Annotated in this window: 21 protein-coding genes, 1 other RNA gene and 1 other annotated feature; of the genes, 3 read left to right on the forward strand and 19 right to left on the reverse strand. The window is 43.9% G+C overall.

The window, feature by feature from the left end:
* Positions 1-2 precede the first annotated feature (2 nt).
* Entirely contained in the window at positions 3-1,886 is a 1,884-nt protein-coding gene (locus tag AC3ISB_RS19475; protein ID WP_489273919.1) for a S8 family serine peptidase, read from the reverse strand.
* Between the two features lie 514 nt (positions 1,887-2,400).
* Here AC3ISB_RS19475 and AC3ISB_RS19480 point away from each other — a divergent pair.
* Positions 2,401-2,535: a hypothetical protein gene (locus tag AC3ISB_RS19480; protein ID WP_489273921.1), complete on the forward strand. Its 135-nt coding sequence runs from the start codon at positions 2,401-2,403 to the stop codon at positions 2,533-2,535.
* A gap of 65 nt (positions 2,536-2,600) precedes the next feature.
* Here the strand turns inward: AC3ISB_RS19480 and AC3ISB_RS19485 are convergent, their stop codons facing one another.
* From AC3ISB_RS19485 to AC3ISB_RS19550, 14 genes are all read right to left on the reverse strand, one after another.
* Entirely contained in the window at positions 2,601-3,308 is a 708-nt protein-coding gene (locus AC3ISB_RS19485) for an ABC transporter ATP-binding protein (RefSeq protein WP_098369676.1), read from the reverse strand.
* Positions 3,308-4,090 carry an ABC transporter ATP-binding protein gene (locus AC3ISB_RS19490; RefSeq protein WP_098369675.1) on the reverse strand — a complete coding sequence of 261 codons (783 nt, stop codon included), beginning with the start codon at positions 4,088-4,090 and terminating at the stop codon, positions 3,308-3,310. The genes AC3ISB_RS19485 and AC3ISB_RS19490 overlap by 1 nt, the downstream gene beginning before the upstream one ends.
* Complete coding sequence (locus AC3ISB_RS19495; protein ID WP_141995116.1) at positions 4,062-5,027, reverse strand: branched-chain amino acid ABC transporter permease; 966 nt, start codon at positions 5,025-5,027, stop codon at positions 4,062-4,064. The genes AC3ISB_RS19490 and AC3ISB_RS19495 overlap by 29 nt, the downstream gene beginning before the upstream one ends.
* A 13-nt stretch (positions 5,028-5,040) precedes the next feature.
* Positions 5,041-5,919 carry a branched-chain amino acid ABC transporter permease gene (locus tag AC3ISB_RS19500; RefSeq protein ID WP_141995115.1) on the reverse strand — a complete coding sequence of 293 codons (879 nt, stop codon included), beginning with the start codon at positions 5,917-5,919 and terminating at the stop codon, positions 5,041-5,043.
* Between the two features lie 163 nt (positions 5,920-6,082).
* Positions 6,083-7,261: an ABC transporter substrate-binding protein gene (locus AC3ISB_RS19505; RefSeq protein ID WP_076365040.1), complete on the reverse strand. Its 1,179-nt coding sequence runs from the start codon at positions 7,259-7,261 to the stop codon at positions 6,083-6,085.
* 518 nt (positions 7,262-7,779) lie between these two features.
* On the reverse strand, positions 7,780-7,959 hold the full coding sequence (locus AC3ISB_RS19510; protein ID WP_489273925.1) for a hypothetical protein: 180 nt from the start codon (positions 7,957-7,959) through the stop codon (positions 7,780-7,782).
* A gap of 47 nt (positions 7,960-8,006) precedes the next feature.
* Entirely contained in the window at positions 8,007-8,714 is a 708-nt protein-coding gene (locus AC3ISB_RS19515) for an ABC transporter ATP-binding protein (RefSeq protein ID WP_098369671.1), read from the reverse strand.
* The gene (locus AC3ISB_RS19520; protein WP_489273928.1) at positions 8,714-9,493 is read right to left on the reverse strand and encodes an ABC transporter ATP-binding protein; all 780 of its coding nucleotides are present in this window, start codon (positions 9,491-9,493) and stop codon (positions 8,714-8,716) included. Before AC3ISB_RS19520 ends, AC3ISB_RS19515 begins: the two co-directional genes overlap by 1 nt.
* Positions 9,468-10,439 carry a branched-chain amino acid ABC transporter permease gene (locus AC3ISB_RS19525; protein ID WP_098369669.1) on the reverse strand — a complete coding sequence of 324 codons (972 nt, stop codon included), beginning with the start codon at positions 10,437-10,439 and terminating at the stop codon, positions 9,468-9,470. The genes AC3ISB_RS19520 and AC3ISB_RS19525 overlap by 26 nt, the downstream gene beginning before the upstream one ends.
* A 13-nt stretch (positions 10,440-10,452) precedes the next feature.
* The gene (locus tag AC3ISB_RS19530; RefSeq protein ID WP_098369668.1) at positions 10,453-11,331 is read right to left on the reverse strand and encodes a branched-chain amino acid ABC transporter permease; all 879 of its coding nucleotides are present in this window, start codon (positions 11,329-11,331) and stop codon (positions 10,453-10,455) included.
* A gap of 76 nt (positions 11,332-11,407) precedes the next feature.
* Positions 11,408-12,595: an ABC transporter substrate-binding protein gene (locus tag AC3ISB_RS19535; RefSeq protein ID WP_098369667.1), complete on the reverse strand. Its 1,188-nt coding sequence runs from the start codon at positions 12,593-12,595 to the stop codon at positions 11,408-11,410.
* 187 nt (positions 12,596-12,782) lie between these two features.
* Positions 12,783-13,544, reverse strand: a complete 762-nt coding sequence (locus AC3ISB_RS19540; protein WP_034308767.1) for a tRNA threonylcarbamoyladenosine dehydratase — start codon at positions 13,542-13,544, stop codon at positions 12,783-12,785.
* Positions 13,545-13,655: 111 nt separating this feature from the next.
* Positions 13,656-14,804: a M20 family metallopeptidase gene (locus AC3ISB_RS19545; RefSeq protein WP_489273932.1), complete on the reverse strand. Its 1,149-nt coding sequence runs from the start codon at positions 14,802-14,804 to the stop codon at positions 13,656-13,658.
* Positions 14,805-15,041: 237 nt separating this feature from the next.
* Complete coding sequence (locus tag AC3ISB_RS19550; RefSeq protein WP_480338575.1) at positions 15,042-16,013, reverse strand: NERD domain-containing protein; 972 nt, start codon at positions 16,011-16,013, stop codon at positions 15,042-15,044.
* Positions 16,014-16,361: 348 nt separating this feature from the next.
* Between AC3ISB_RS19550 and AC3ISB_RS19555 the strand changes: the two genes are divergently transcribed.
* The gene (locus tag AC3ISB_RS19555; protein ID WP_489273934.1) at positions 16,362-16,691 is read left to right on the forward strand and encodes a hypothetical protein; all 330 of its coding nucleotides are present in this window, start codon (positions 16,362-16,364) and stop codon (positions 16,689-16,691) included.
* Positions 16,688-16,978 carry a hypothetical protein gene (locus AC3ISB_RS19560; RefSeq protein ID WP_489273936.1) on the forward strand — a complete coding sequence of 97 codons (291 nt, stop codon included), beginning with the start codon at positions 16,688-16,690 and terminating at the stop codon, positions 16,976-16,978. The genes AC3ISB_RS19555 and AC3ISB_RS19560 overlap by 4 nt, the downstream gene beginning before the upstream one ends.
* A 22-nt stretch (positions 16,979-17,000) precedes the next feature.
* Here the strand turns inward: AC3ISB_RS19560 and ssrS are convergent.
* The 4 genes from ssrS to AC3ISB_RS19580 all read right to left on the reverse strand — a co-directional run bounded on the left by ssrS (position 17,001) and on the right by AC3ISB_RS19580 (position 20,913).
* Positions 17,001-17,186: non-coding RNA, 6S RNA (ssrS, locus tag AC3ISB_RS19565), on the reverse strand.
* 86 nt (positions 17,187-17,272) lie between these two features.
* Positions 17,273-19,042: an aspartate--tRNA ligase gene (aspS, locus tag AC3ISB_RS19570; protein ID WP_098369665.1), complete on the reverse strand. Its 1,770-nt coding sequence runs from the start codon at positions 19,040-19,042 to the stop codon at positions 17,273-17,275.
* A gap of 12 nt (positions 19,043-19,054) precedes the next feature.
* Positions 19,055-20,326, reverse strand: a complete 1,272-nt coding sequence (gene hisS, locus AC3ISB_RS19575) for a histidine--tRNA ligase (protein WP_480338572.1) — start codon at positions 20,324-20,326, stop codon at positions 19,055-19,057.
* Between the two features lie 97 nt (positions 20,327-20,423).
* Positions 20,424-20,661 (reverse strand) — a binding site (T-box leader).
* A 78-nt stretch (positions 20,662-20,739) separates the two neighbouring features.
* Entirely contained in the window at positions 20,740-20,913 is a 174-nt protein-coding gene (locus AC3ISB_RS19580; protein ID WP_034308777.1) for a hypothetical protein, read from the reverse strand.
* Positions 20,914-20,940 lie beyond the last annotated feature (27 nt).

Genomic DNA, 20,940 nt, shown 5'->3' on the forward strand with positions numbered 1-20,940 from the left:
TATTACTTTTTAACTGTGACTTTTCTTGATTCGCTAACGTTTTTCGCTTTGTCTTTGGCATAGGTATATAGGTTCTGCCCGGCTTTTTGCTTGGGGATTTTAACCGAGAATGTGCCTTTGGACGTTGCAGTGGCAGAGCCGATCACTTTTCTTGATGCTTTGATGGATACCGTGGAGTTGGCTTCTGCTTTGCCTGTTACTTTTGTCGTTTTTGTCGTTACTGTGTTGACCGTCGGTTTACTTGGTGCTGTTTTGTCTGCGACGGTTACTGTTTTGATCGAGCTAACATTTCCTGCTTTATCGGTTGCTGTAACGGATAGGACTTTTCCGGCTATTTGTTTTTTTGACATCGTTACGGTGAAATTCCCTGCGCTGTTGGAATTTGCTTTACCTAGAACCGTACTGCCAGTTTTGACAGTGACGGAAGAGCCCGCTTCCGCTTTGCCGGTTACTTTGACGGTATTGTCACCTACCGTATTTACGGACGGTCTTGCAGGAGCCGTTTTATCTGCCACTTTAAATGAAACAGGAATACTTTTATTTCCCGATTTATCGATTAGCCTAGTAGAGATGGTCGTTCCGGCTGTTTGTTTTGCAATAGTCGCTGTAAACGTTTTTTCGCCGTTGATTTTCACTGTGGCGAGTTGCTTTTTACCGGTATAAATGGAGACAGTCCCCGTTTTAAAATCAGTCGGGATTTTCCCATTGATCTTGGTGTCCTTATCGGATATCGCGGTCACGGCCGGTTTGGTCAGTGTCTTCATCTCGAGTGCTTTTTTGGCATTGACCCGCCCGTTTCCATAGTATATGTCTTTCCCTTTTGCACCTAGGTCCACGGCTGAATCGTAGAGGCGGTATTCGACCTCGGTTTTGTTAAGTTTGGGCTCATTGGACCAAATCAATGCCGCTACACCTGCCACCATCGGCGTGGCCATCGATGTTCCGCTCATCCAGCCGTATCTACCATATGGCAAGGTTGAAAGGATATCATCTCCAGGGGCCGCGATATCGACTGTTGAATGGTAGTTGGAATAACTGGGACGCCTGTCCCTTGAGTCAGTGGCAGCAACGGATATGACGTGGCTGAATGCGGCTGGGTACACACGCTGTACATTTTTCCCCATATCCCCTTCATTCCCGGCAGCCGCGACGATCAGTACGCCTTTTTTATAGGCTTCCTGGACAGCCTTATTCAAGGCCTCCGAATAACTGGTGTCTCCTAAACTCATATTGATGATGTTTGCCTTTTGCTGAACGGCATAATGTATCGCTTCAATGATATCCGCCGTATCGGCATACTCTCCATCAAAGACATTGATCGGCATTAGTTTAACATTCGGGGCAACACCCGTTCCGCCTATGCCGTTGTTCGCAGAACCGGCAATGATGCCTGCGATATGCGTTCCATGCGCCCCTTTTGGTACGATATGCTTCCGATTTTTTATCGTATCATAAGCATTGACGATCTTCCCTTTTAAATCTTCGTGGTTGCGATCGATGCCGTCATCAATAATGGCCACGATCAATTCCTTTGATCCCATTGTTTTTGTCCACGCTGCACTCGTACCAAGCCTTTTATGATGCCATTGGTCTATGTAAGCTGGATCGTTCGGACTTTCCATCTTCTTGAAAAGATAGTTTGGTTCTGCATATTCCACATTCTTCTGTTCTTCAAGTTCCTCGATTACGTTGTCGGTCGTTTCCCCTTTAGGAACCTCCACCTTTTCTATCAACTCGTTGATCGGCTCATCGTTCGTCTCTTTATATTTGACGATGACACCATCTGATTGCGGGGTTTCTTCTGCAGATGCAGCATCTGGCTGGTAGATTGGCAGAATCATAAACAGTAATAATACCGGCAGTAAAGCCTGAATAAGTTTGTGCATACAATCACTCCAAAAATATGATTAAGAATAGCTATCGATGAGGTTATATCATGAACCAATTCTACTATTATTCCTAACTAGATTGTATACCGTCTGATTTGGATTTACTAACCTTTTTATCTAGTTAAAATAGCTTATTTAAAAAACAAAAAACCGCTATAAAGCGGTTTCAGTTGTCGACAAATTGGGTTCTATCTAATTTTAAAACAAAGCGGTTGACTGTAGACAAACTTGATAATAATTGATTACTTTAAAATTTGTACTTTGATTTCCACTCCAGGCACTCGCTTTCCGCGGGCGGTCCGGGAGCCTCCTCGACGCTTCGCGCCTGTGGGGTCTCCCCTGGACTCGCTTTTCCCGCAGGAGTCTCGTACCTTCCGTTCCAATCAACTTATTCAGATAAAAACACTTTTGTCTAAAAAAGGGGGCCGAAGTATCTCACCCGAATCCTTTTTTAAAAGAAGACTTGTTTATCCTTCATGTTTTTTACTTTTTATATGGATGAAACACTAGATTGAAGAAATTTGCGACACTCCTGCCGAATTACTGGCTTGCCGAGACCCCACAGCCGCTTGCTTTGATGAGGCTTGGTAGACAGTCGGCGGAAAGGGAGCGGATTTCTGAAATCAACTGGAACTTTTTAAAATAAAAAAACTGCAGGCAAACTCGCTTTTCCTCGAGTTTGCCTGCAGTCTGTAACCGCTATAAAGCGGTTTAATGTCCACCTAAATAGGCATTCTTGATTTCTTCGCTTGCGGTCAGTTCCTCTGATTTGCCTGATAGGACAATTCGGCCGGTTTCGACAACATAGGCTCTGTCCGCGATGGATAGTGCTAAGTTGGCATTTTGTTCGACCAGCAGGATCGTTGTACCTGTTTTGTTGATTTCTTCGATGATGTTAAAGATTTGCTTCACCAATAATGGCGCGAGTCCCATCGATGGCTCGTCCAATAACAGAAGCCGGGGCTTGGCCATGAGTGCCCTGCCCATTGCGAGCATTTGCTGTTCCCCTCCGGAAAGGGTCCCGGATTGCTGTTTCAGGCGCTCTAGCAAACGCGGGAATAATTCATAGACTTTCTCCATATCCTGCTTGATTCCTGCCTTATCTTTGCGTAAATAAGCACCAAGCTGAAGGTTTTCTTCAACCGTCATGTTAGCAAAGACACGCCGGCCTTCAGGGACATGGGAGATGCCCATTTTCACGATGGATTGTACTGCCTTTCCGCCGATGGATTGCCCTTCGTAGATAATCTTCCCTTGTTTTGGTTTTAATAGGCCGGAAATGCTTTTCAGCATCGTGCTTTTCCCGGCTCCATTCGCCCCGATAAGGGTCACGATTTCGCCTTCGTTAATAGAAAGCGAGATTCCTTTCAAGGCTTGAATGTTTCCGTAATAGACGTTGATGTCCTCGATTTTTAACATTATGAAACCTCCTCGCCCAGATAGGCCTCGATGACTTTTGGATTGTTACGGATTTCCTCTGGCTTTCCTTGAGCGATCAGTTGTCCGTGATCGAGTACGTATATGCGTTCGCAAACACCCATGACGAGCGGCATATCATGTTCTATCAATAATACGGTCAAATCAAACTTCTTACGGATAAGGGCAATCAGGTTCATGAGTTCATGCGTTTCCTGGGGATTCATCCCCGCAGCCGGTTCATCCAGTAAAAGCAGTTTCGGGTTGGCTGCAAGTGCGCGGGCGATTTCTAAACGTCTTTGTTTACCATATGGCAGGTTCTTCGCCTTTTCATCCTTATATTGATCAAGGTTGAAGATCTTCAGGAACTCAATCGCCTTTTCATCCATTTCCTTTTCGCCTTTAAAATGGATCGGCATGCGGAAGATTGAACTTAAAATGCCATGCTTCGAAAGCGAATGATATGCCACTTTAACATTATCTATCACGGATAGTTCACTGAATAAGCGAATGTTCTGGAATGTCCGGCTGATCCCTTTTTGTGTGATTTTATATGGAGGCAGTTTTCTTAAGTTCTCACCTTCCAAAGAAATGGTGCCCTCTGTCGGGACGTAAACTCCTGTCAGCAAATTAAAGAAAGTTGTTTTTCCAGCGCCGTTCGGCCCGATCAAGCCAATTAATTCTCCTGGATATAACTCGACGTTAACATCAGAAACGGCTTTAAGCCCTCCGAACTGGATGCCGACTGAATCGACTTTAAGCAGCGGTGTTTTTATTTTTTTCATGGCTGCTTCCTCCTTTACGTTTGAACATGGATGTTATTTCTTTTGTCCCCATTAAACCTTGTGGACGATAGAGCATCATCACGATAAGCACAAGGCTGTAGATGATCATTCGAGTTTCCGGATAATCCTGCAGGAAAGTCGTGACTACCGTCAGTAATATCGCGGCCAATACGGCACCGGAAAGACTTCCAAGACCGCCAAGTACGACTAGGATCAAAATATCGAATGATTTCAAGAATCCGAAGTTCGATGGCTGGATGATATAGAAGTTATGAGCGTAAAGCCCTCCAGCAATACCGGCAAAAAATGCACCGATTGCAAACGCGACAACTTTGTAATACGTCGTGTTGATTCCCATCGAATCGGCAGCCGTCTCGTCCTCGCGGATCGATATGCAGGCTCTGCCATGGGTCGAGCTAGTAAAGTTTCTGATGACGATGATCGTAACGAGGACGGAAGCGAATACCCACGGCCAAGTGGTCAAATGGGAAACCTGCATGCCGCTCGCTCCTCCGACATAATCGATATTCAAAAGCATGATCCGGACGATTTCCCCAAAACCGAGGGTCGCAATCGCCAGGTAGTCACCTTTTAAGCGTAAGCTTGGAATTCCGATGATCAATCCTGCCAACGCTGACGCCAAACCTCCGACTATCAATGCCGCATAAAATGGCATTTCCAGCTTCATCGTCATAACGGCCGAAGCATAGGCACCGACTGCCAGGAATCCGGCATGTCCGATGGAGAACTGCCCGGTTATCCCGATGATCAAGTGAAGGCTCGCTGCCAGAATGATATTGATCCCGATGAACATGAGCGTATTTTGATAAAAAGGATTTAGCGATCCGCCGCCGATTAACACTTGAACTACGGCGAAAAAGATCAATGATAGTGAAATCGAGAGCCAAAAACCTTTTGCTCGCTTAATTGTAGTCATTGCTTTGTCTCCCCTATACTTTTTCTTTTTTGTTTTTACCGAATAAGCCTTGTGGCATGAAAATCAAGATAAGAATCAGTACGACGAAGGCTACAGCATCACGCCATAATGAGTAACCGGCGGCACTGACCAAAGCTTCGATGACACCTAGCAATAGGCCACCGACCATAGCTCCCGGTATAATCCCGATCCCTCCAAGTACGGCGGCAACGAATGCCTTCAATCCCGGAAGCACACCCATGAGCGGCTCGATCTTAATATAGTAAATACCGAAAATGACACCCGCTGCCCCAGCCAATGCGGAACCGATTGCAAAGGTGGCAGAAATCGTATTATCGACATTTATTCCCATCAGCTTAGCTGCATCCGCGTCGAAGGAAACGGCACGCATCGCTTTTCCTATTTTTGATTTATGAACGATGATTTGAAGGATGATCATTAGAACTACGGCCACTCCAAAAATCAAAACCGATTGACTATTGATGGAAACTCCAAAAATATTGAACTTGTCTGTCGGCAATACATCATTCGGATAAGCTTCCGGCTGTGCACCGCGGACGTAGATGAATCCGTATTCGATCAAAAGGGAAACACCGATGGCAGTGATAAGTGCAGCAATACGTGTTGCGTTACGCAATGGCTTGTACGCGATACGCTCGATCAAAACCCCAAACAGCGCACAGACCGTCATCGAGATTAATAGGGCGGGAATGAATGACAGATCCAGAACCGTTATCGAGTAAAACCCAACGAATGAGCCGACCATGAATACATCGCCATGTGCGAAGTTTATCAATTTAACAATCCCGTAAACCATCGTATATCCGAGAGCGATAAGGGCATAAATACTTCCTAGTGAAATCCCGTTTATTAACTGTTGTATCAATTCCATGTTCGACTCTCCTTGAAAATCTAATTTTATGAGTGATTAGTCCAGACTCTTTTCATTCCGCAATGGGGAAGTTCAGCGACCTGGTATGCTTTGAAAATGAGAATTCGCCAGCACCTTCTTATTGACGAAGGGCCGGCGAAAAGGTTGGAGTTTTTCTCCGAAATTAAGGATTGATTTTTGTGTTGAATACTTGTTTTCCCTCTTTAAATTCAAGGATGGTAGCAGATTTGATTGGATTATGTTTTTCATCCAATGTGAATGTACCCGTTACAAGCTCAAGGTCCGCCGTTTTTTCCAGCGCTTCTTTGATTTTTTCTGAATCCGCTGAACCAGCACGTTTAATCGCGTCTGCAAGGAAGTATCCTGTGTCATATCCTAGAGCGTTAAATGCATCCGGGGATTTATCTTTGTACTTCGCTTTAAACGCTGACACAAAATTCTGAATTTTCTCATCAGGATCACCTGAAGAATAATGGTTCGTGATGAACGTGTTATTTAGAGCTTTTGCACCGGCAATTTCAACTAGCTTAGGAGAATCCCAGCCGTCACCGCCCATGAATGGAACGTCAAGTCCAGTTTCGCGTGCCTGCTTCACGATCAAACCAGCTTCCTCATAGTAACCAGGAAGGAAAATGAAATCAGGTTTTGCCGATTTCAAACGAGTCAATGTGGAACGGAAATCAGTATCCTTCGCAATGTAAGCTTCCTCAGCCACGATCTTTCCGCCATTTTTTTCGAATTGTTCTTTAAAGGCTGCGGCTAACCCTTTTGAATAATCACTTGCGCTGTCAATATAGATGGCTGCACTTTTCGCTTTGATTTCTTTAGTGGCGAAATTCGCAGCTACTGTCCCTTGGAACGGATCGATGAAGCTTGTCCGGAAAATGTAATCGTTCAATTTATCCTTGCTGAAAGTGATTTCAGGGCTTGTACCAGATGGTGAGATGACCGGCACTTTATTATCTTGGGCAATCTGCACTTGTGCAATTGAGTTCGTGCTTGTCGCTGCACCAACGATCGCTGCAACCTGATCTTGTGATGTCAGCTTGATCGCTCCGCTTGTCGCTTCAGATGCTTCAGATTTATTATCGACTTTTATAAGTTTAATTTTTTTACCGTCAATGCCTTCTTTATTGATTTCTGCAGTCGCAAGCTCCAGGCCTTCTGCAATCGATTGTCCATATGAAGCTACGCCGCCAGATAATTCAAGGTTGACACCGATCTTGATCGTATCTCCATCCCCGCTTGATTTTTCTGATGAACCAGAGCCGGAACAACCAGCCAGCACTCCTGCAGCAAGTGTTAGAGAAAGGAATGCACCTGCTAACTTTTTCTTTTTCATAAATAATCCCCCCATTTTGTAATCAAGCTCTGATGCATGAATATTTATTCAAGATGCCTCAGAAAAAATTGATTAGATGAAATGTTTCAAATTAAATTAATATTTCGAAAAATAGTTTACCGCATAATTTTCATTCCGTCTATACAATAATTGTGAGAAGATTTCGCTAAATAGGATATTTTTCACAGAGAGTGCTATATCATTTTTATCTTTATATATTTTAAATATTGCGAAAATAGGCGATATAATCAGAAAAAACTGATAATTTAATTATATTGATATTGTAAAATCTTTATTAATTGCTCAAAAAATTTTATTCATTCTCTTATTTTTTTCATCCTATTACTTACATTTTTTCCAAAATACAAGTATATTGATAGGGAATTAAACCCATTTTTTTCATTGTTTTTTAGTCTTAATTCCTATATCAAAATTGAATAATACTATACTGGATGTATAAAATCGTGCATGAATATCCCCTGCTTTTATCTCCCTGTATATTATGCATATCCCGATCATCAATCAAAAAAACCGCCAAATGGCGGTTCTTGACTGTAGACAAACCTGATAATATTTGATTTAACGTTGATTGGAACGTAGGGCACTCGCTTTCCGCGGGCGGTCCCGCCCTCAGCAGACTTTGCTCCTGCGTTGTCTCCCTTGGACGCGCTTTTCCCGCAGGAGTCTCGCACACCCATTCCAAACAACTCCTTTTGACTACAAACTCAAACTGCCAAACGGCGGTTCAATGGCCTCCTAAATAGGCCATTTTTATTTCTTCACTTGAAGTGAGTTCATCGGCATTGCCCGAGAGGACGATTCGGCCCGTTTCAACGACATAAGCCCGATCTGCAATGGATAAAGCAAGGTTGGCGTTTTGCTCGACCAAAAGGATCGTTGTGCCGGACTCACTGATTTCCTGGATGATGTTGAATATTTGCTTCACCAGAAGCGGTGCAAGGCCCATCGAAGGTTCATCGAGCAATAATAAACGTGGTTTCGCCATCAAAGCCCGCCCCATTGCAAGCATCTGCTGTTCACCGCCTGAAAGCGTGCCAGCCTGCTGTTTGATTCTCTCCAGCAGTCTCGGAAATAACTCATAGACCTTTTTCATGTCTTTATTAATGTTCTCTTTGTCTTTCCGCAAATAGGCCCCAAGCTCCAGGTTTTCGGCAACCGTCATGTTAGCAAAGACACGGCGGCCTTCAGGTACATGGGATATGCCCATTTTCACGATGGACTGTGCAGCTTTTCCCCCGATCGGATCGCCTTCGAACAGAACTTTTCCTTGCTTTGGTTTTAACAGACCGGAAATCGTTTTAAGCAAAGTGCTTTTTCCCGCTCCGTTCGCCCCGATCAAAGTCACGATTTCCCCCTCGTTTATCTCCATGGAAACCCCTTTTAACGCTTGGATATTGCCATAATAAACATTGATGTCCTCTATTTTCAGCATCAGGAAACCTCCTCCCCTAAATATGCCTCGATAACCTTTGGATCGTTGCGGATTTCTTCCGGCTTTCCGTGAGCGATAAGCTGTCCATGATCAAGGACATAAATCCGTTCGCATACCCCCATGACCAATGACATATCATGTTCGATGAGCAAAACGGTAAGATTGAATTCCCTCCGGATAAAAGCAATGAGGTTCATCAATTCTTTCGTTTCATGCGGGTTCATCCCGGCTGCAGGTTCATCCAGTAAAAGAAGTTTCGGATTGGCGGCAAGAGCACGGGCAATTTCCAACCGCCTTTGCTGTCCGTATGGAAGATTCTTCGCTTTTTCATCCTTAAAATGATCAAGGCTGAATATCCTCAAGAATTCCAGCGCCTTTTCATTCATTTCCTTTTCTCCGGAAAAATGTCCCGGCACCCGGAATATGGAGCTTGCAATTCCATGCTTGGAAAGCGAGTGGTAAGCAACCTTCACGTTATCTATCACGGATAACTCACTGAAGAGGCGAATATTTTGAAAGGTCCTCGAAATCCCTTTTCGGGTAATTTTATATGGCGGCTGCTTATTTAGATTTTCCCCGTTCAAGGCAATCGTTCCTTCTGTAGGGACATACACACCCGTCAATAAATTGAAGAAGGTCGTTTTCCCAGCTCCATTCGGTCCGATCAAGCCTACTAGTTCCCCTGGAAATAATTCGACGTTCACATCGGACACCGCTTTCAATCCGCCAAAACGGATACCCACCGAATCTACTTTAAGCAACGGTATTGTGGCTTCCATCCTTTTTGCCCCCTTTCGTTTTTTTATGTTTGAACAATGATGTGATTTCTCTTGTTCCCATTAAACCCTGCGGGCGGAAAATCATCATCAGGATCAGGACAAGACTGTAGATGATCATCCTCGTTTCCGGATAATCCTGAAGGAATGTCGTCACGATCGTCAGTAGAATTGCGGCCAAAACCGAGCCTGAAAGACTTCCAAGACCGCCAAGTACGACGAAAATCAGTATATCGAAGGATTTCAGGAAACCGAAATTCGATGGCTGGATAATATAAAAATTATGGGCATAAAGCGATCCGGCAATTCCGGCAAAAAAAGCTCCGATGACGAAAGCCGCCACTTTATAATAGGTCGTATTGATTCCCATCGCATCAGCTGCCGTTTCATCTTCCCTTACGGATATGCATGCACGCCCGTGAGTCGAATTGGTGAAATTCCTGATGACTAAGACGGTGATCATGACACAGGCAAAAACCCATGGCCAAGTGGTCAGGTGGGATACCTGCATCCCGCTTGCCCCGCCTACATAGTCAATATTCAAAAGGACGATCCGGACAATTTCCCCAAATCCAAGGGTAGCTATCGCCAAGTAATCCCCCTTCAGACGCAAGCTGGGTATTCCGATCACCATACCCGCAACAGCGGCGATGACGCCCCCAGCCAATATAGCTATGATGAAAGGAAGTTCCAGCTTCATTGTCATGACTGCGGAAGCATAGGCCCCAACCGCTAAAAAACCTGCATGTCCGATCGAGAACTGCCCGGTTATTCCAATGATTAAATGAAGGCTCGTCGCCAGCATGATATTGATGCCGATGAACATAAGCGTGTTGATATAAAATGGATTAAGGATACCGTTTGAAATGGTGTACTGCATGATTCCGAAAAAAATAAGTGCGAGCACGATCGAGAGCCAAAAACCCTTTGAATTCTTTAAAGTAGTCATCGCCATGTCTCCCCTATACTTTTTCTCTTTTATTTTTACCGAACAGTCCCTGCGGCAAGAAAATCAAAATCAAGATAAGTACGACGAAAGCCACACCATCGCGCCATAATGAGTAGCCGGCTGCACTGACCAAAGCTTCGATCACTCCAAGCAGCAGACCGCCGACCATCGCGCCCGGAATGATGCCGATGCCGCCCAAGACGGCTGCAACAAATGCTTTAAGGCCAGGAAGGACACCCATCAATGGTTCGATTTTAATATAGTAGATTCCAAAAATGACACCAGCCGCCCCTGCCAGGGCCGAACCTATGGCGAACGTAGCTGAAATCGTATTATTCACATTGATTCCCATCAGCTTTGCCGCTTCGGAATCGAATGAAACGGCACGCATCGCTTTGCCGATTTTGGTTTTATGGACAACAAATTGTAGGATGATCATTAATATGATGGAAACAGATAAGATCAATATCGATTGACTGCTGATGGAAACTCCCAATATATCGAGTTTATCCATCGGAAGGACATTATTTGGATAGGCTTCCGGCTGGGCGCCCCGGATGTAAATCAGCCCATTTTCTATCAGAAGGGAAACACCGATGGCCGTTATCAACGCCGCAATCCGTGTTGCATTACGAAGGGGTTTATAAGCAATGCGTTCGATTAAAACGCCAAAGATGGCACATGTGACCATCGAAATCAATAAAGCCGGGATGAAGGATAAGTCCATTACGGTAATGGCGTAAAACCCTACAAATGAACCGACCATGAATACGTCGCCATGGGCGAAGTTGATGAGCTTGACGATTCCGTATACCATCGTATAACCAAGAGCGATCAAAGCATAAATGCTTCCGAGTGAAATGCCATTTACCAATTGCTGAATCAGTTCCATATTGCACTCTCCCCGTTAAGGTGTTTTTTAAGTGAATATAGAATAGGGGGAACTTGCCCCCTATCCACATAAGGTATTATGGATTGATTTTTGTCTTGAACGTTTGTTTGCCATCTACATATTCCAAGATGGTCGCCGATTTGATCGGATCATGATTTTCATCAAGGTTCAGTGTTCCGGAAACTAATTGAAGATCTTTAACATCTTCCAATGCTTGTCTGATTTTTTCGGGAGAAGCATCTCCAGATCTCTTGATGGCATCGGCTAGGTAGTACCCAGTGTCATAGCCAAGTGCGGCAAAGGCATCCGGTGTTTTATCGTATTCCTTTTCGAAGGCTGCAACGAAATCCTGGATTTTAGCATCTTCATCTTCCGGGGAATAGTGATTCGTGATATAAGTATTTTTTAAAGCTTCCGCTCCGGCAATTTCAACGACCTTCGGGGAATCCCAGCCGTCCCCACCCATGAATGGAAGGTCTATGCCGTCTTCACGTGCCTGTTTTAAGATCAATCCGACTTCTTCATAATAACCAGGAAGGAAAACGAACTCCGGTTTTGCGGATTTGATACGTGTCAATGTAGAGCGGAAATCAGTATCTTTCGTTACATAAGCTTCTTCCGCCACGATTTTACCGCCTTTTGCAGTGAACGCTTCTTTAAAAGCTGCGGCCAGTCCTTTAGAATAATCACTTGCGCTATCCACATAGATCGCAGCAGTCTTTGCCCCTATTTCGTCAGATGCGAAATTGGCTGCCACCGTACCTTGGAATGGATCGATAAAGCAAGTTCTGAACACATAATCATTTAATTTTCCAGCTTTGTTGGTAATGTCGGGATTTGTTGCAGTTGGTGTGAGTAGAGGAACTTTATTATCCTGTGCGACTTGAACCTGTGCCAATGTATTCGTGCTTGTCGCAGATCCGACTACAGCCACAACCTTGTCCTGGCTGACTAACTTGATCGAACCGCTTGTAGCTTCTGCTGCATCTGATTTATTATCAACCTTAACGATTTCCAGTTTTTTACCGTTGATGCCCTTTTTATTAATCTCATCGATGGCCAGTTTCAAACCATCTGCAGCCGATTGGCCGAATGATGCCGTACCTCCAGACAATTCAAGGTTGGCCCCAATTTTAATTGTGTCACCAGATTTTGATGAACCCCCGCCTGAACTGCTAGTTTTCGAGTCGCCGCTACAACCTGCCAGCGCCCCTGCAACCAATGAAAGTGATAGAAACACTCCTGCTAGCTTTTTCTTCTTCATTTGAAACCCCCTTGTTTTGTGTGTTCTTTTAAACAAATAGAATATCTGAATAAAAATAATATTCTGAAAATAGTGTATCTCATTCTTTCGACCCCGTCTATATGATATGGATAAAAAAGTTATTAAAAGGGAATATCTACTATTCGACACAAAAAAACTGACCCTTTATAGAGTCAGTTGATTTTTATCAATCGTTTACACGGCGAACTTCAATGTCTTTCAATATATCATTGATCACCCAGCTTGCTGCAATTAAACCCGCAACGGATGGAACGAAAGCATTCGAAGACGGAGGCATTTGGGCTTTACGAATTTTTGCCTCATCATTGCCGACTTCTTTTCGGACATCCTCACGAATGACAATAGGGCTCTCGTCGGAGAAAACAACGGGAATTCCCTTTGTTATGCCCTCCTTACGCAATCTAGTACGAATGACCTTGGCAAGCGGATCGGTATGCGTTTTGGAGATATCGGCAATTTGAAAACGCGTCGGGTCCATCTTATTAGCGGCCCCCATGCTTGAAATCACCTTAATATTCCGTTTCAGGCATTCCTTCATCACATGGATCTTATAAATGACCGTATCCGATGCATCTATGACATAGTCCAGGCCATAACTGAAGAATTCTTCAAACGTCTCTTCTGTATAGAACATTTTAAGTGCGATCACTTCGCAGTCGGGATTGATGTCTTGAATGCGATTTTTCATCAATTCCGCTTTCGGTTGACCGACTGTTGATAATAGAGCATGGATCTGCCTGTTTACATTTGTGATGTCGACATCGTCTTTATCCACAAGAATAATACGTCCTACCCCGGAACGTGCCAATGCTTCGGCTGAAAATGAACCAACGCCTCCTACCCCCAGGACAGCAACGGTCGTGTTTTTCAGAATATCGATTCCTTCCTTGCCAATTGCCAATTCATTTCGTGAAAACTGATGCAGCATATATATTCAACTCCAATAAATTCTGTTCTTATTTAGCTTTCCAATTAACAATATATCATAAACATCATTAATGACAAGCGAAATATGAGCAGTCTAATCGGAATTGGTGCACTAGGTCATTTTTGATAATTTTTGAATGACGGTTGCCAATAGAAGGGTTCTTTCCGTCAGGCTAGGAATTTCCATATACTCCTCTTCACTATGTGCATTGCCTCCAATTGGCCCGAGTCCATCCACTGTCGCGATTCCCAAATCAGAAGAGATGGAAGCATCCGAACCTCCACCCGTGGCCGTATCCGTGATTTCGATGCCAATTTCCTTCCCAGCCTGACGGATCGTCTCTAAAAGCAAGTTCGTTTTCTCATTTTTTTCCATGGGGGACCGGTCCATTTTCCCGCTTAATGTCGTTATCGTTCCTGAAATATAGGTTTCAGCACAGATTTTTTTCAGTTGCTTGAGGATGATGCCTTCCTGCCTTTTTTCCGAAATCCGCACATCCACAAAAGCAGCCGCATGGGAAGCGATCATATTGACAGCGGATCCTCCTTCAATCATGCCGACATTGACGCTGATTCCTTTCTGTTGATCATTCAATTGGTGTAAGGCGATGATCTTATGGGCCAATTCTTCAATTGCACTTCGTCCCTTTTCCGGTTCGATTCCTGAATGGGCGGCCACCCCGACGATATCCACTTTAAACTGACCGCAGCCCCTTCTTGCCGTGACAAGCGAACCGTCCGTCCTAGCCGGTTCAAGAATTAACGCGAACTTCTTATTGGCCGCTTTTTCCGATATGAGTGAAGCGGACGACGGAGATCCGATCTCCTCATCACTATTAAGAATGATTTGGATATGCTTATAGCCTGTCTGCCCCGTCTGTTTCAAGCAAAGGATCGCATAAAAAAGCTCAACCAAACTGGACTTCATATCCGCTACACCAGGACCGTATGCCCGACTTCCTTTCACTTTAAAAGGACGTTTTTGCGCTGTGCCTTCCGAAAAAACCGTATCCATATGGGCGACGAGCAGAATATGCGGTTGTTGCGCATCACGATGCTGGATGACCAGCTGATTGCCATAATTCTGTTGCTCGACGGTATTCACAATAAAATCCAGACTTTCAAATTTCGTTTTTAAAATCGAACCAATTTCATCAATACCCTTTTTCGTATGAGAACCACTATCTATATTCACTAGCCGCTCCACTAATTGAAGCATTTCCATCCTCTTTGCATACAATAAATCTTTCAAAGCCCTCACTACTTTCTATCCTTGGCTGACTATTGCTCAACCTTACTATAATTTACGAATCTATATTGCGGAATGTTACTTAAATGGGACTATTTGAAGTTTATTAATGTTTTTTTTGGTTTTTTCGTTAGTTTGGGGTATTTACTCGTGAGTTTGGCTTGATTACTCGTAGATTTGGGCCATTTACTCGTGAGTTTACATAGTTTACTCGTGAGTTTACGCAGTTTACTCGTGAATTTGCACTATTTACTCGTGAATTAATCCATCAAGTTTATAAGCTCTATTTTTAAATTGCCCCGAATAAGGCAATTCCAAAGCAGATAGCATCCGTTGCATGATATCAATTGAATCGATTTGTAAAAAGAGCCGTGCTTGTTTATTTGTTATATTGGGTTTTATGAGGAGAGCAAAATCACGAAGAGTTTGAATGTGGGCATCTTTCGCGGCGTAAGAACATTGACTGCATGACCATTTGCCCCAGTGATATTGCATATGGGGAGCAGAGCATTCAGGACATTGAACGCTTTTGAGCAGATCTTGCTCATCAATTTGATACAATTCGAGTATATCAGGATTATGCGGAGTGTTTTTATGCAGAATCGTGTTCGAAAGCCTATTGCTCTGCCTTTGGGTTAATTGCTCAGAAGGATACTTTTCTTCTAGGGTGTGAATTTTGGTAATCAGGGTTTCTTTTCCCGTGATCTTTTTGAAAATGGGGGTAAAACCTGGGGTAGTCCTGATGATGGTATTCGAGTTTGCATTGGCAATGAGCGTTTCAATCGGCAGCGAGGGGAATTTGTGAAAAGTAAGCCAATCATTTAATCGGGATTTTTGCACGTCAACCTGGATTAACGGATCCAGATATGCCTGTTCCTGTCCATCTTTTGTCCGAATCAATTGGGGATAGGTGCGGTCAAAATAGAGCGTTCCGGCAAAATTTTTCACTTCAATGATGATACAGTAATTCCGGGTGAATATTAGGAAATCCATTTGAAAATAACGGCTCCCATCGGGGCTTAATCTCAAATCATGAAATACACAATATTCTTTCGGAAGATTCTTCAGCTCTTTTCCGATACTCAGCTCCCCGTTATATCCTGTACGGATTTTCTGGAAATCGTTCCTGATTCTTTCCTGTTTTGGATGATTTGCTGAGAGCCTCCTGCTTAATGCCTCCAGTTTGAGCATTTTCATAGGCATTTCACACGGTTTTAGCATCCATTCATCAACTCCTTCTCCATTTAGCTTCTATGTAAATGCCCTTTTTTCCTGCTAGGATCTGAAATCAGACGTTTTACCGGGAGTTCGCTCTGTTTAATTCATGGAATTTGTAGCTTACTCGTGAGTTTGCGACATTTACTCGTGATTTTACGCAGTTTACTCGTGAAATTGCGCCATACTCGTGAATTTACGCAGTTTACTCGTGAAATTGCGCCATTTACTCGTGAGTTTGCGTTTTACTCGTGAATATAAGCAGTTTACTCGTGAATTTACGTAGTTTACTCGTGAAATTGCGCCATTTACTCGTGAGTTTGCGTTTTACTCGTGAATATAAGCAGTTTACTCGTGAATTTACGTAGTTTACTCGTGAGTTCGCGACATTTACTCGTGAATTTGCGTTTACTCGTAGATTTGAGCCATTTACTCGTGGGTTTACGCCATTTACTCGTGAGTTTACGCCATTTACTCGTGAATTTGCACTATTTACTCGTGAGTTTACGCAGTTTACTCGTGAGTTTGCGCCATACTCGTGAAATTACGCCATTTACTCGTGAATTCGCACCATTTACTCGTGAGTTTACGCCATTTACTCGTGAGTTCGCGACATTTACTCGTGAATTTGCGTTTACTCGTGAATTCTCGCCATTTACTCGTGAGTTTGCGCCATACTCGTGAATTTACGTAGTTTACTCGTGAAATTGCGCCATTTACTCGTGAGTTTGCGCCATTTACTCGTGAGTTCGCACCATTTACTCGTGAATTCTCGCCATTTACTCGTGAGTTTGCGTTTTACTCGTGAATATAAGCAGTTTACTCGTGAATTTGCGTTTACTCGTAGATTTGAGCCATTTACTCGTGAATTCGCACCATTTACTCGTGAGTTTACGACATTTACTCGTGAGTTCGCACCATTTACTCGTGAGTTAACTGTTTTGTCGCACAAAAAAACCCATGTTGTTTAACATGAGTTGCTTTGTAAGGTGTAAGAGTCCCAATTGTGCCGTTTACGCCTTTGTTTTGAACCCGCTCTCCGCAGGTGGGTGCTCGGTTCCTCGCGTTTGTAAGTCCTCTTCGAGGGAGGCTTTTACGCGGCCAGGAAACTAGTGCTCCCGGTAACTATAAGTGTTCGGTCAAAACTTATAGGTTAAAGAACGAACACATCAGGACTCTTACTTATTGAAGACATCATATCATAATGCTTAACTCTGTTTCAAGAAAAAACACCTAGGTATTTTTTCATATTTTTGCCAAATGAATTATTTTTTAAGTGCAGCAAGTCTTAGGTTAAGTTCGGCCAATTGCTTGTCACTTACAGTACTCGGTGCGTCAACGAGCAGGTCGCTTGCGCTTGCTGTTTTCGGGAACGCGATGGTGTCGCGAAGGTTCGTGCGGCCTGCGAGCAGCATGACCATGCGGTCCAGTCCAAGGGCGATCCCGCCGTGTGGAGGCGTTCCGTATTCGAATGCATCCATTAGGAAGCCGAATTGTGCGTTTGCTTCTTCTTCGGAGAATCCGAGTACTTTGAACATTTTTTCCTGAACGTCGCGTTCGAATATCCGCAGTGATCCGCCGCCAAGTTCGTAGCCGTTCAGTACAAGGTCATATGCTTGTGCACGGACGCTTGCTGGGTCTGATTCCAGTTTGTCCATGTCTTCACGGAATGGCATTGTGAATGGATGGTGTGCTGCATAGTAGCGTCCTTCTTCTTCGTCATATTCAAATAATGGCCAGTCCGTCACCCATAGGAAGTTGAATTTGCTTTGATCGATCAAGCCTCTTTCTTTACCAAGCTTGTTGCGAAGTGCTCCAAGTGCATCAGCGACTATGCCTTTCTTATCCGCGACGAATAAGATTAAATCGCCCACTTCAGCTTCCAATGCAGATACTAATTGCTCTTGATCTTCTGCGAAGAATTTGGCGATCGGCCCTTTTACTCCGTCTTCTTCAACTTTCAGCCATGCAAGGCCTTTTGCACCGTAAATCGCTGCAAATTCAGCCAATCCATCAATATCTTTACGGGAATAATCCGCATTTCCGTCCTTAACGACGATCGCCTTAACTTGTCCGCCGTTTGCAACAGCGCCGGTGAACACTTTGAAATCACTGTCTTTGACGATTTCGGAAACATCTTTAAGTTCCATTCCGAAACGTGTATCCGGTTTGTCGGAACCGTAACGGCTCATTGCTTCATTGTATGTCATTCTAGGGAATGGCAGTGTTACGTCCAATCCTTTTACTTCTTTCATCACTTTAGCCATCATGTTTTCAGCGGTGTTAATGATATCTTCTTGGCTCATGAAGCTTGTTTCAATATCGATTTGCGTGAATTCAGGCTGTCTGTCAGCACGTAAGTCTTCATCACGGAAACAGCGGGCAATTTGATAATAACGTTCGAAACCGGATACCATCAATAGCTGCTTGAAGATTTGCGGTGACTGCGGAAGTGCATAGAACTCACCTTCGTGTACACGGCTAGGCACTAAATAATCACGTGCTCCTTCAGGTGTACTTTTCGTTAAGATAGGTGTTTCGATATCAAGGAAGCCTTCACCGTCCAAGTAATCACGGATCGCTTTTGTTGTTTGGTTACGCATTTTCAACGTTTCGAACATCGCTGGACGGCGCAGGTCCAAATAACGATATTTCAAGCGGATGTCTTCTGATACATCCGTTCTTTCATCAATGATGAATGGAGGGGTCTTTGCTTCGTTTAAAATTGTAACGTTTTCAGCTTGAACTTCGACGGTCCCTGTTGTTACGTTCGGATTGAAGTTGGCTTCATCACGTTTGATGACTGTCCCTTGGATATCAAGGACGTATTCATTACGAATCTTTTCGGCTGTGGCCAGCGCGTCTGCCGAGATGTCCGGATTGAAAACGACTTGGACGACTCCGCTTCTGTCACGTAGGTCGATAAAGATGACCCCGCCCAAATCCCGGCGTTTTTGTACCCATCCTTTTAATGTTACTTTTTCACCAATAGCTGCTTCTGTCACTTCACCATTGAAGTATGTTCTGCCAAACATGGTATTTCCCCCTTAAGCCTGTAGCTTTTTGAATTGTTCAACGAATGTAGCAAGTTCCATTTGGACTTGTTCACCGGTTTCCATGAACTTCACATTGATTTTATTATTTGCCAATTCATCATCCCCGAGTGTCGCCACATATCTTGCTTCGAGGCGGTCGGCTGATTTGAATTGTGCTTTCACTTTACGGTCTTGATAGTCTTTTTCGACGGTAAAACCGGCATTCCGCAATTGATGGGCAAGTTTGACGGTATAATCCTTGGCTGATTCACCTAATGAAACAAGATAGCAGTCAATTCCCTTTTTGATCGGAAGCTCGATGTTTTCTGCTTGGAGGGCAGCAATCAGGCGTTCAATGCTAAGTGCAAAGCCGATTCCCGGTGTTTCCGGTCCGCCAAGTTCTTCAGCTAGCCCGTTATAACGGCCGCCTCCGCAAAGGGTAGTGATGGCGCCAAAGCCTTCTGCATCACTCATAATTTCAAATGCGGTATGATTATAGTAATCCAAGCCCCGCACTAGGGTCGGATCTTCAACGAAGTCGATTTCCAAATCGGTTAAGTGCTGTTTCACCTTTTCGAAATAAATACGGGATTCATCATTTAAATATTCAATGATGGAAGGAGCCGTGTTCATCAATTCGTGATCGTGATCCTTTTTACAATCCAGGATACGCAAAGGATTTTTTTCGAGACGGTTTTGACAATCGCCGCAAAACTCGCCGATGCGAGGTTCGAAATGTTTAATTAACGCATTGCGATGCGCTGTCCGGCTTTCCTTATCACCAAGGCTGTTGATCACAAGTTTCAGCTTTTTCAAACCAAGTTCCTTGTAAAGGTTCATCGCAAGTGACAGAACCTCTGCATCGATTCCGGGATCCTTACTTCCTAAAGCTTCGATGCCGAATTGAACGAACTGGCGGAACCGGCCTGCTTGCGGACGTTCGTAACGGAACATCGGCCCGATATAATAAAGCTTGACCGGTTGATTGGCCCACCCGAACATTTTGTTCTCGATATATGACCGTACAACCGATGCGGTGCCTTCCGGACGAAGGGTCAAGTTCCTTTCACCGCGATCTTGAAATGAATACATTTCTTTTTGTACGATATCGGTTGTATCCCCTACACCACGTAAAAATAATTCCGTATGCTCAAAAATCGGTGTGCGGATTTCTTTATATTGGTAACGGTGACAAATCTCACGCGCTGTGTTCTCGATATACTGCCAAATTTCCGTTTGGCCAGGCAATAAATCCTGGGTACCTCTAGGAATCTGAATAGACATTTGTGTTTCCTCCTTTAAAGCAAGACGCCCTTTCTGATACGGCGCTATACTGATTTTTTCCAAACAAAAAACTCCCGCCCCTTGTAACTTATCCGTTACAAGGGACGAGAGTTTGGATATCCCGTGGTGCCACCCTAGTTGAAGCACAAAAAAAAGTGCCCCCGCTCAAAAACAGTTAACGCCTGTTTTACGTCCATCTCCTATTAAGTAAATCCGTTCGGAGTGAAGCCTACGGAGGGTTCTTTCATTAAGTCATCATGTGGAATGCTTTCAGCCTCGGCATTTCCTCTCTTTTCATGTGTTTCTTAATTACTCTTCTCCATCATTGGTTATTGCAGTAATGAGTCTGATATTTTATAATCATACGGACGTTAACATCAAATGTCAAGGCAGACTGAGGATTTTGTCGCATTTTATTGGTTCAAACGTTTTTTCAAATTTTTGATCGTCCGGACATTGACCCCGAATTCGGATGCCAATTCAACAAGGTTTGCGCTTTGTTCCTTTTGAATGAAATCGTGAAAATCGACGCCCAGTACTTGATTGCCTCCGCTTAAGCTCGTTTGATCTTTTTCGCTGAATTTCATGTGGTTTCCCTCCTTGAGTTATATAAG

This window comes from Peribacillus sp. GL_122, from assembly GCF_057835005.1.

What these genes read in the sequence shown, in the direction of transcription:
- AC3ISB_RS19475 (WP_489273919.1), bottom strand. Translation starts at nt 1,886, where the DNA reads ATGCACAAACTTATTCAGGCTTTACTGCCGGTATTATTACTGTTTATG.
- AC3ISB_RS19485 (WP_098369676.1), bottom strand. Translation starts at nt 3,308, where the DNA reads ATGTTAAAAATCGAGGACATCAACGTCTATTACGGAAACATTCAAGCC.
- AC3ISB_RS19490 (WP_098369675.1), bottom strand. Translation starts at nt 4,090, where the DNA reads ATGAAAAAAATAAAAACACCGCTGCTTAAAGTCGATTCAGTCGGCATC.
- AC3ISB_RS19495 (WP_141995116.1), bottom strand. Translation starts at nt 5,027, where the DNA reads ATGACTACAATTAAGCGAGCAAAAGGTTTTTGGCTCTCGATTTCACTA.
- AC3ISB_RS19500 (WP_141995115.1), bottom strand. Translation starts at nt 5,919, where the DNA reads ATGGAATTGATACAACAGTTAATAAACGGGATTTCACTAGGAAGTATT.
- AC3ISB_RS19505 (WP_076365040.1), bottom strand. Translation starts at nt 7,261, where the DNA reads ATGAAAAAGAAAAAGTTAGCAGGTGCATTCCTTTCTCTAACACTTGCT.
- AC3ISB_RS19510 (WP_489273925.1), bottom strand. Translation starts at nt 7,959, where the DNA reads ATGGGTGTGCGAGACTCCTGCGGGAAAAGCGCGTCCAAGGGAGACAAC.
- AC3ISB_RS19515 (WP_098369671.1), bottom strand. Translation starts at nt 8,714, where the DNA reads ATGCTGAAAATAGAGGACATCAATGTTTATTATGGCAATATCCAAGCG.
- AC3ISB_RS19520 (WP_489273928.1), bottom strand. Translation starts at nt 9,493, where the DNA reads ATGGAAGCCACAATACCGTTGCTTAAAGTAGATTCGGTGGGTATCCGT.
- AC3ISB_RS19525 (WP_098369669.1), bottom strand. Translation starts at nt 10,439, where the DNA reads ATGACTACTTTAAAGAATTCAAAGGGTTTTTGGCTCTCGATCGTGCTC.
- AC3ISB_RS19530 (WP_098369668.1), bottom strand. Translation starts at nt 11,331, where the DNA reads ATGGAACTGATTCAGCAATTGGTAAATGGCATTTCACTCGGAAGCATT.
- AC3ISB_RS19535 (WP_098369667.1), bottom strand. Translation starts at nt 12,595, where the DNA reads ATGAAGAAGAAAAAGCTAGCAGGAGTGTTTCTATCACTTTCATTGGTT.
- AC3ISB_RS19540 (WP_034308767.1), bottom strand. Translation starts at nt 13,544, where the DNA reads ATGCTGCATCAGTTTTCACGAAATGAATTGGCAATTGGCAAGGAAGGA.
- AC3ISB_RS19550 (WP_480338575.1), bottom strand. Translation starts at nt 16,013, where the DNA reads ATGCTAAAACCGTGTGAAATGCCTATGAAAATGCTCAAACTGGAGGCA.
- aspS (WP_098369665.1), bottom strand. Translation starts at nt 19,042, where the DNA reads ATGTTTGGCAGAACATACTTCAATGGTGAAGTGACAGAAGCAGCTATT.
- hisS (WP_480338572.1), bottom strand. Translation starts at nt 20,326, where the DNA reads ATGTCTATTCAGATTCCTAGAGGTACCCAGGATTTATTGCCTGGCCAA.
- AC3ISB_RS19580 (WP_034308777.1), bottom strand. Translation starts at nt 20,913, where the DNA reads ATGAAATTCAGCGAAAAAGATCAAACGAGCTTAAGCGGAGGCAATCAA.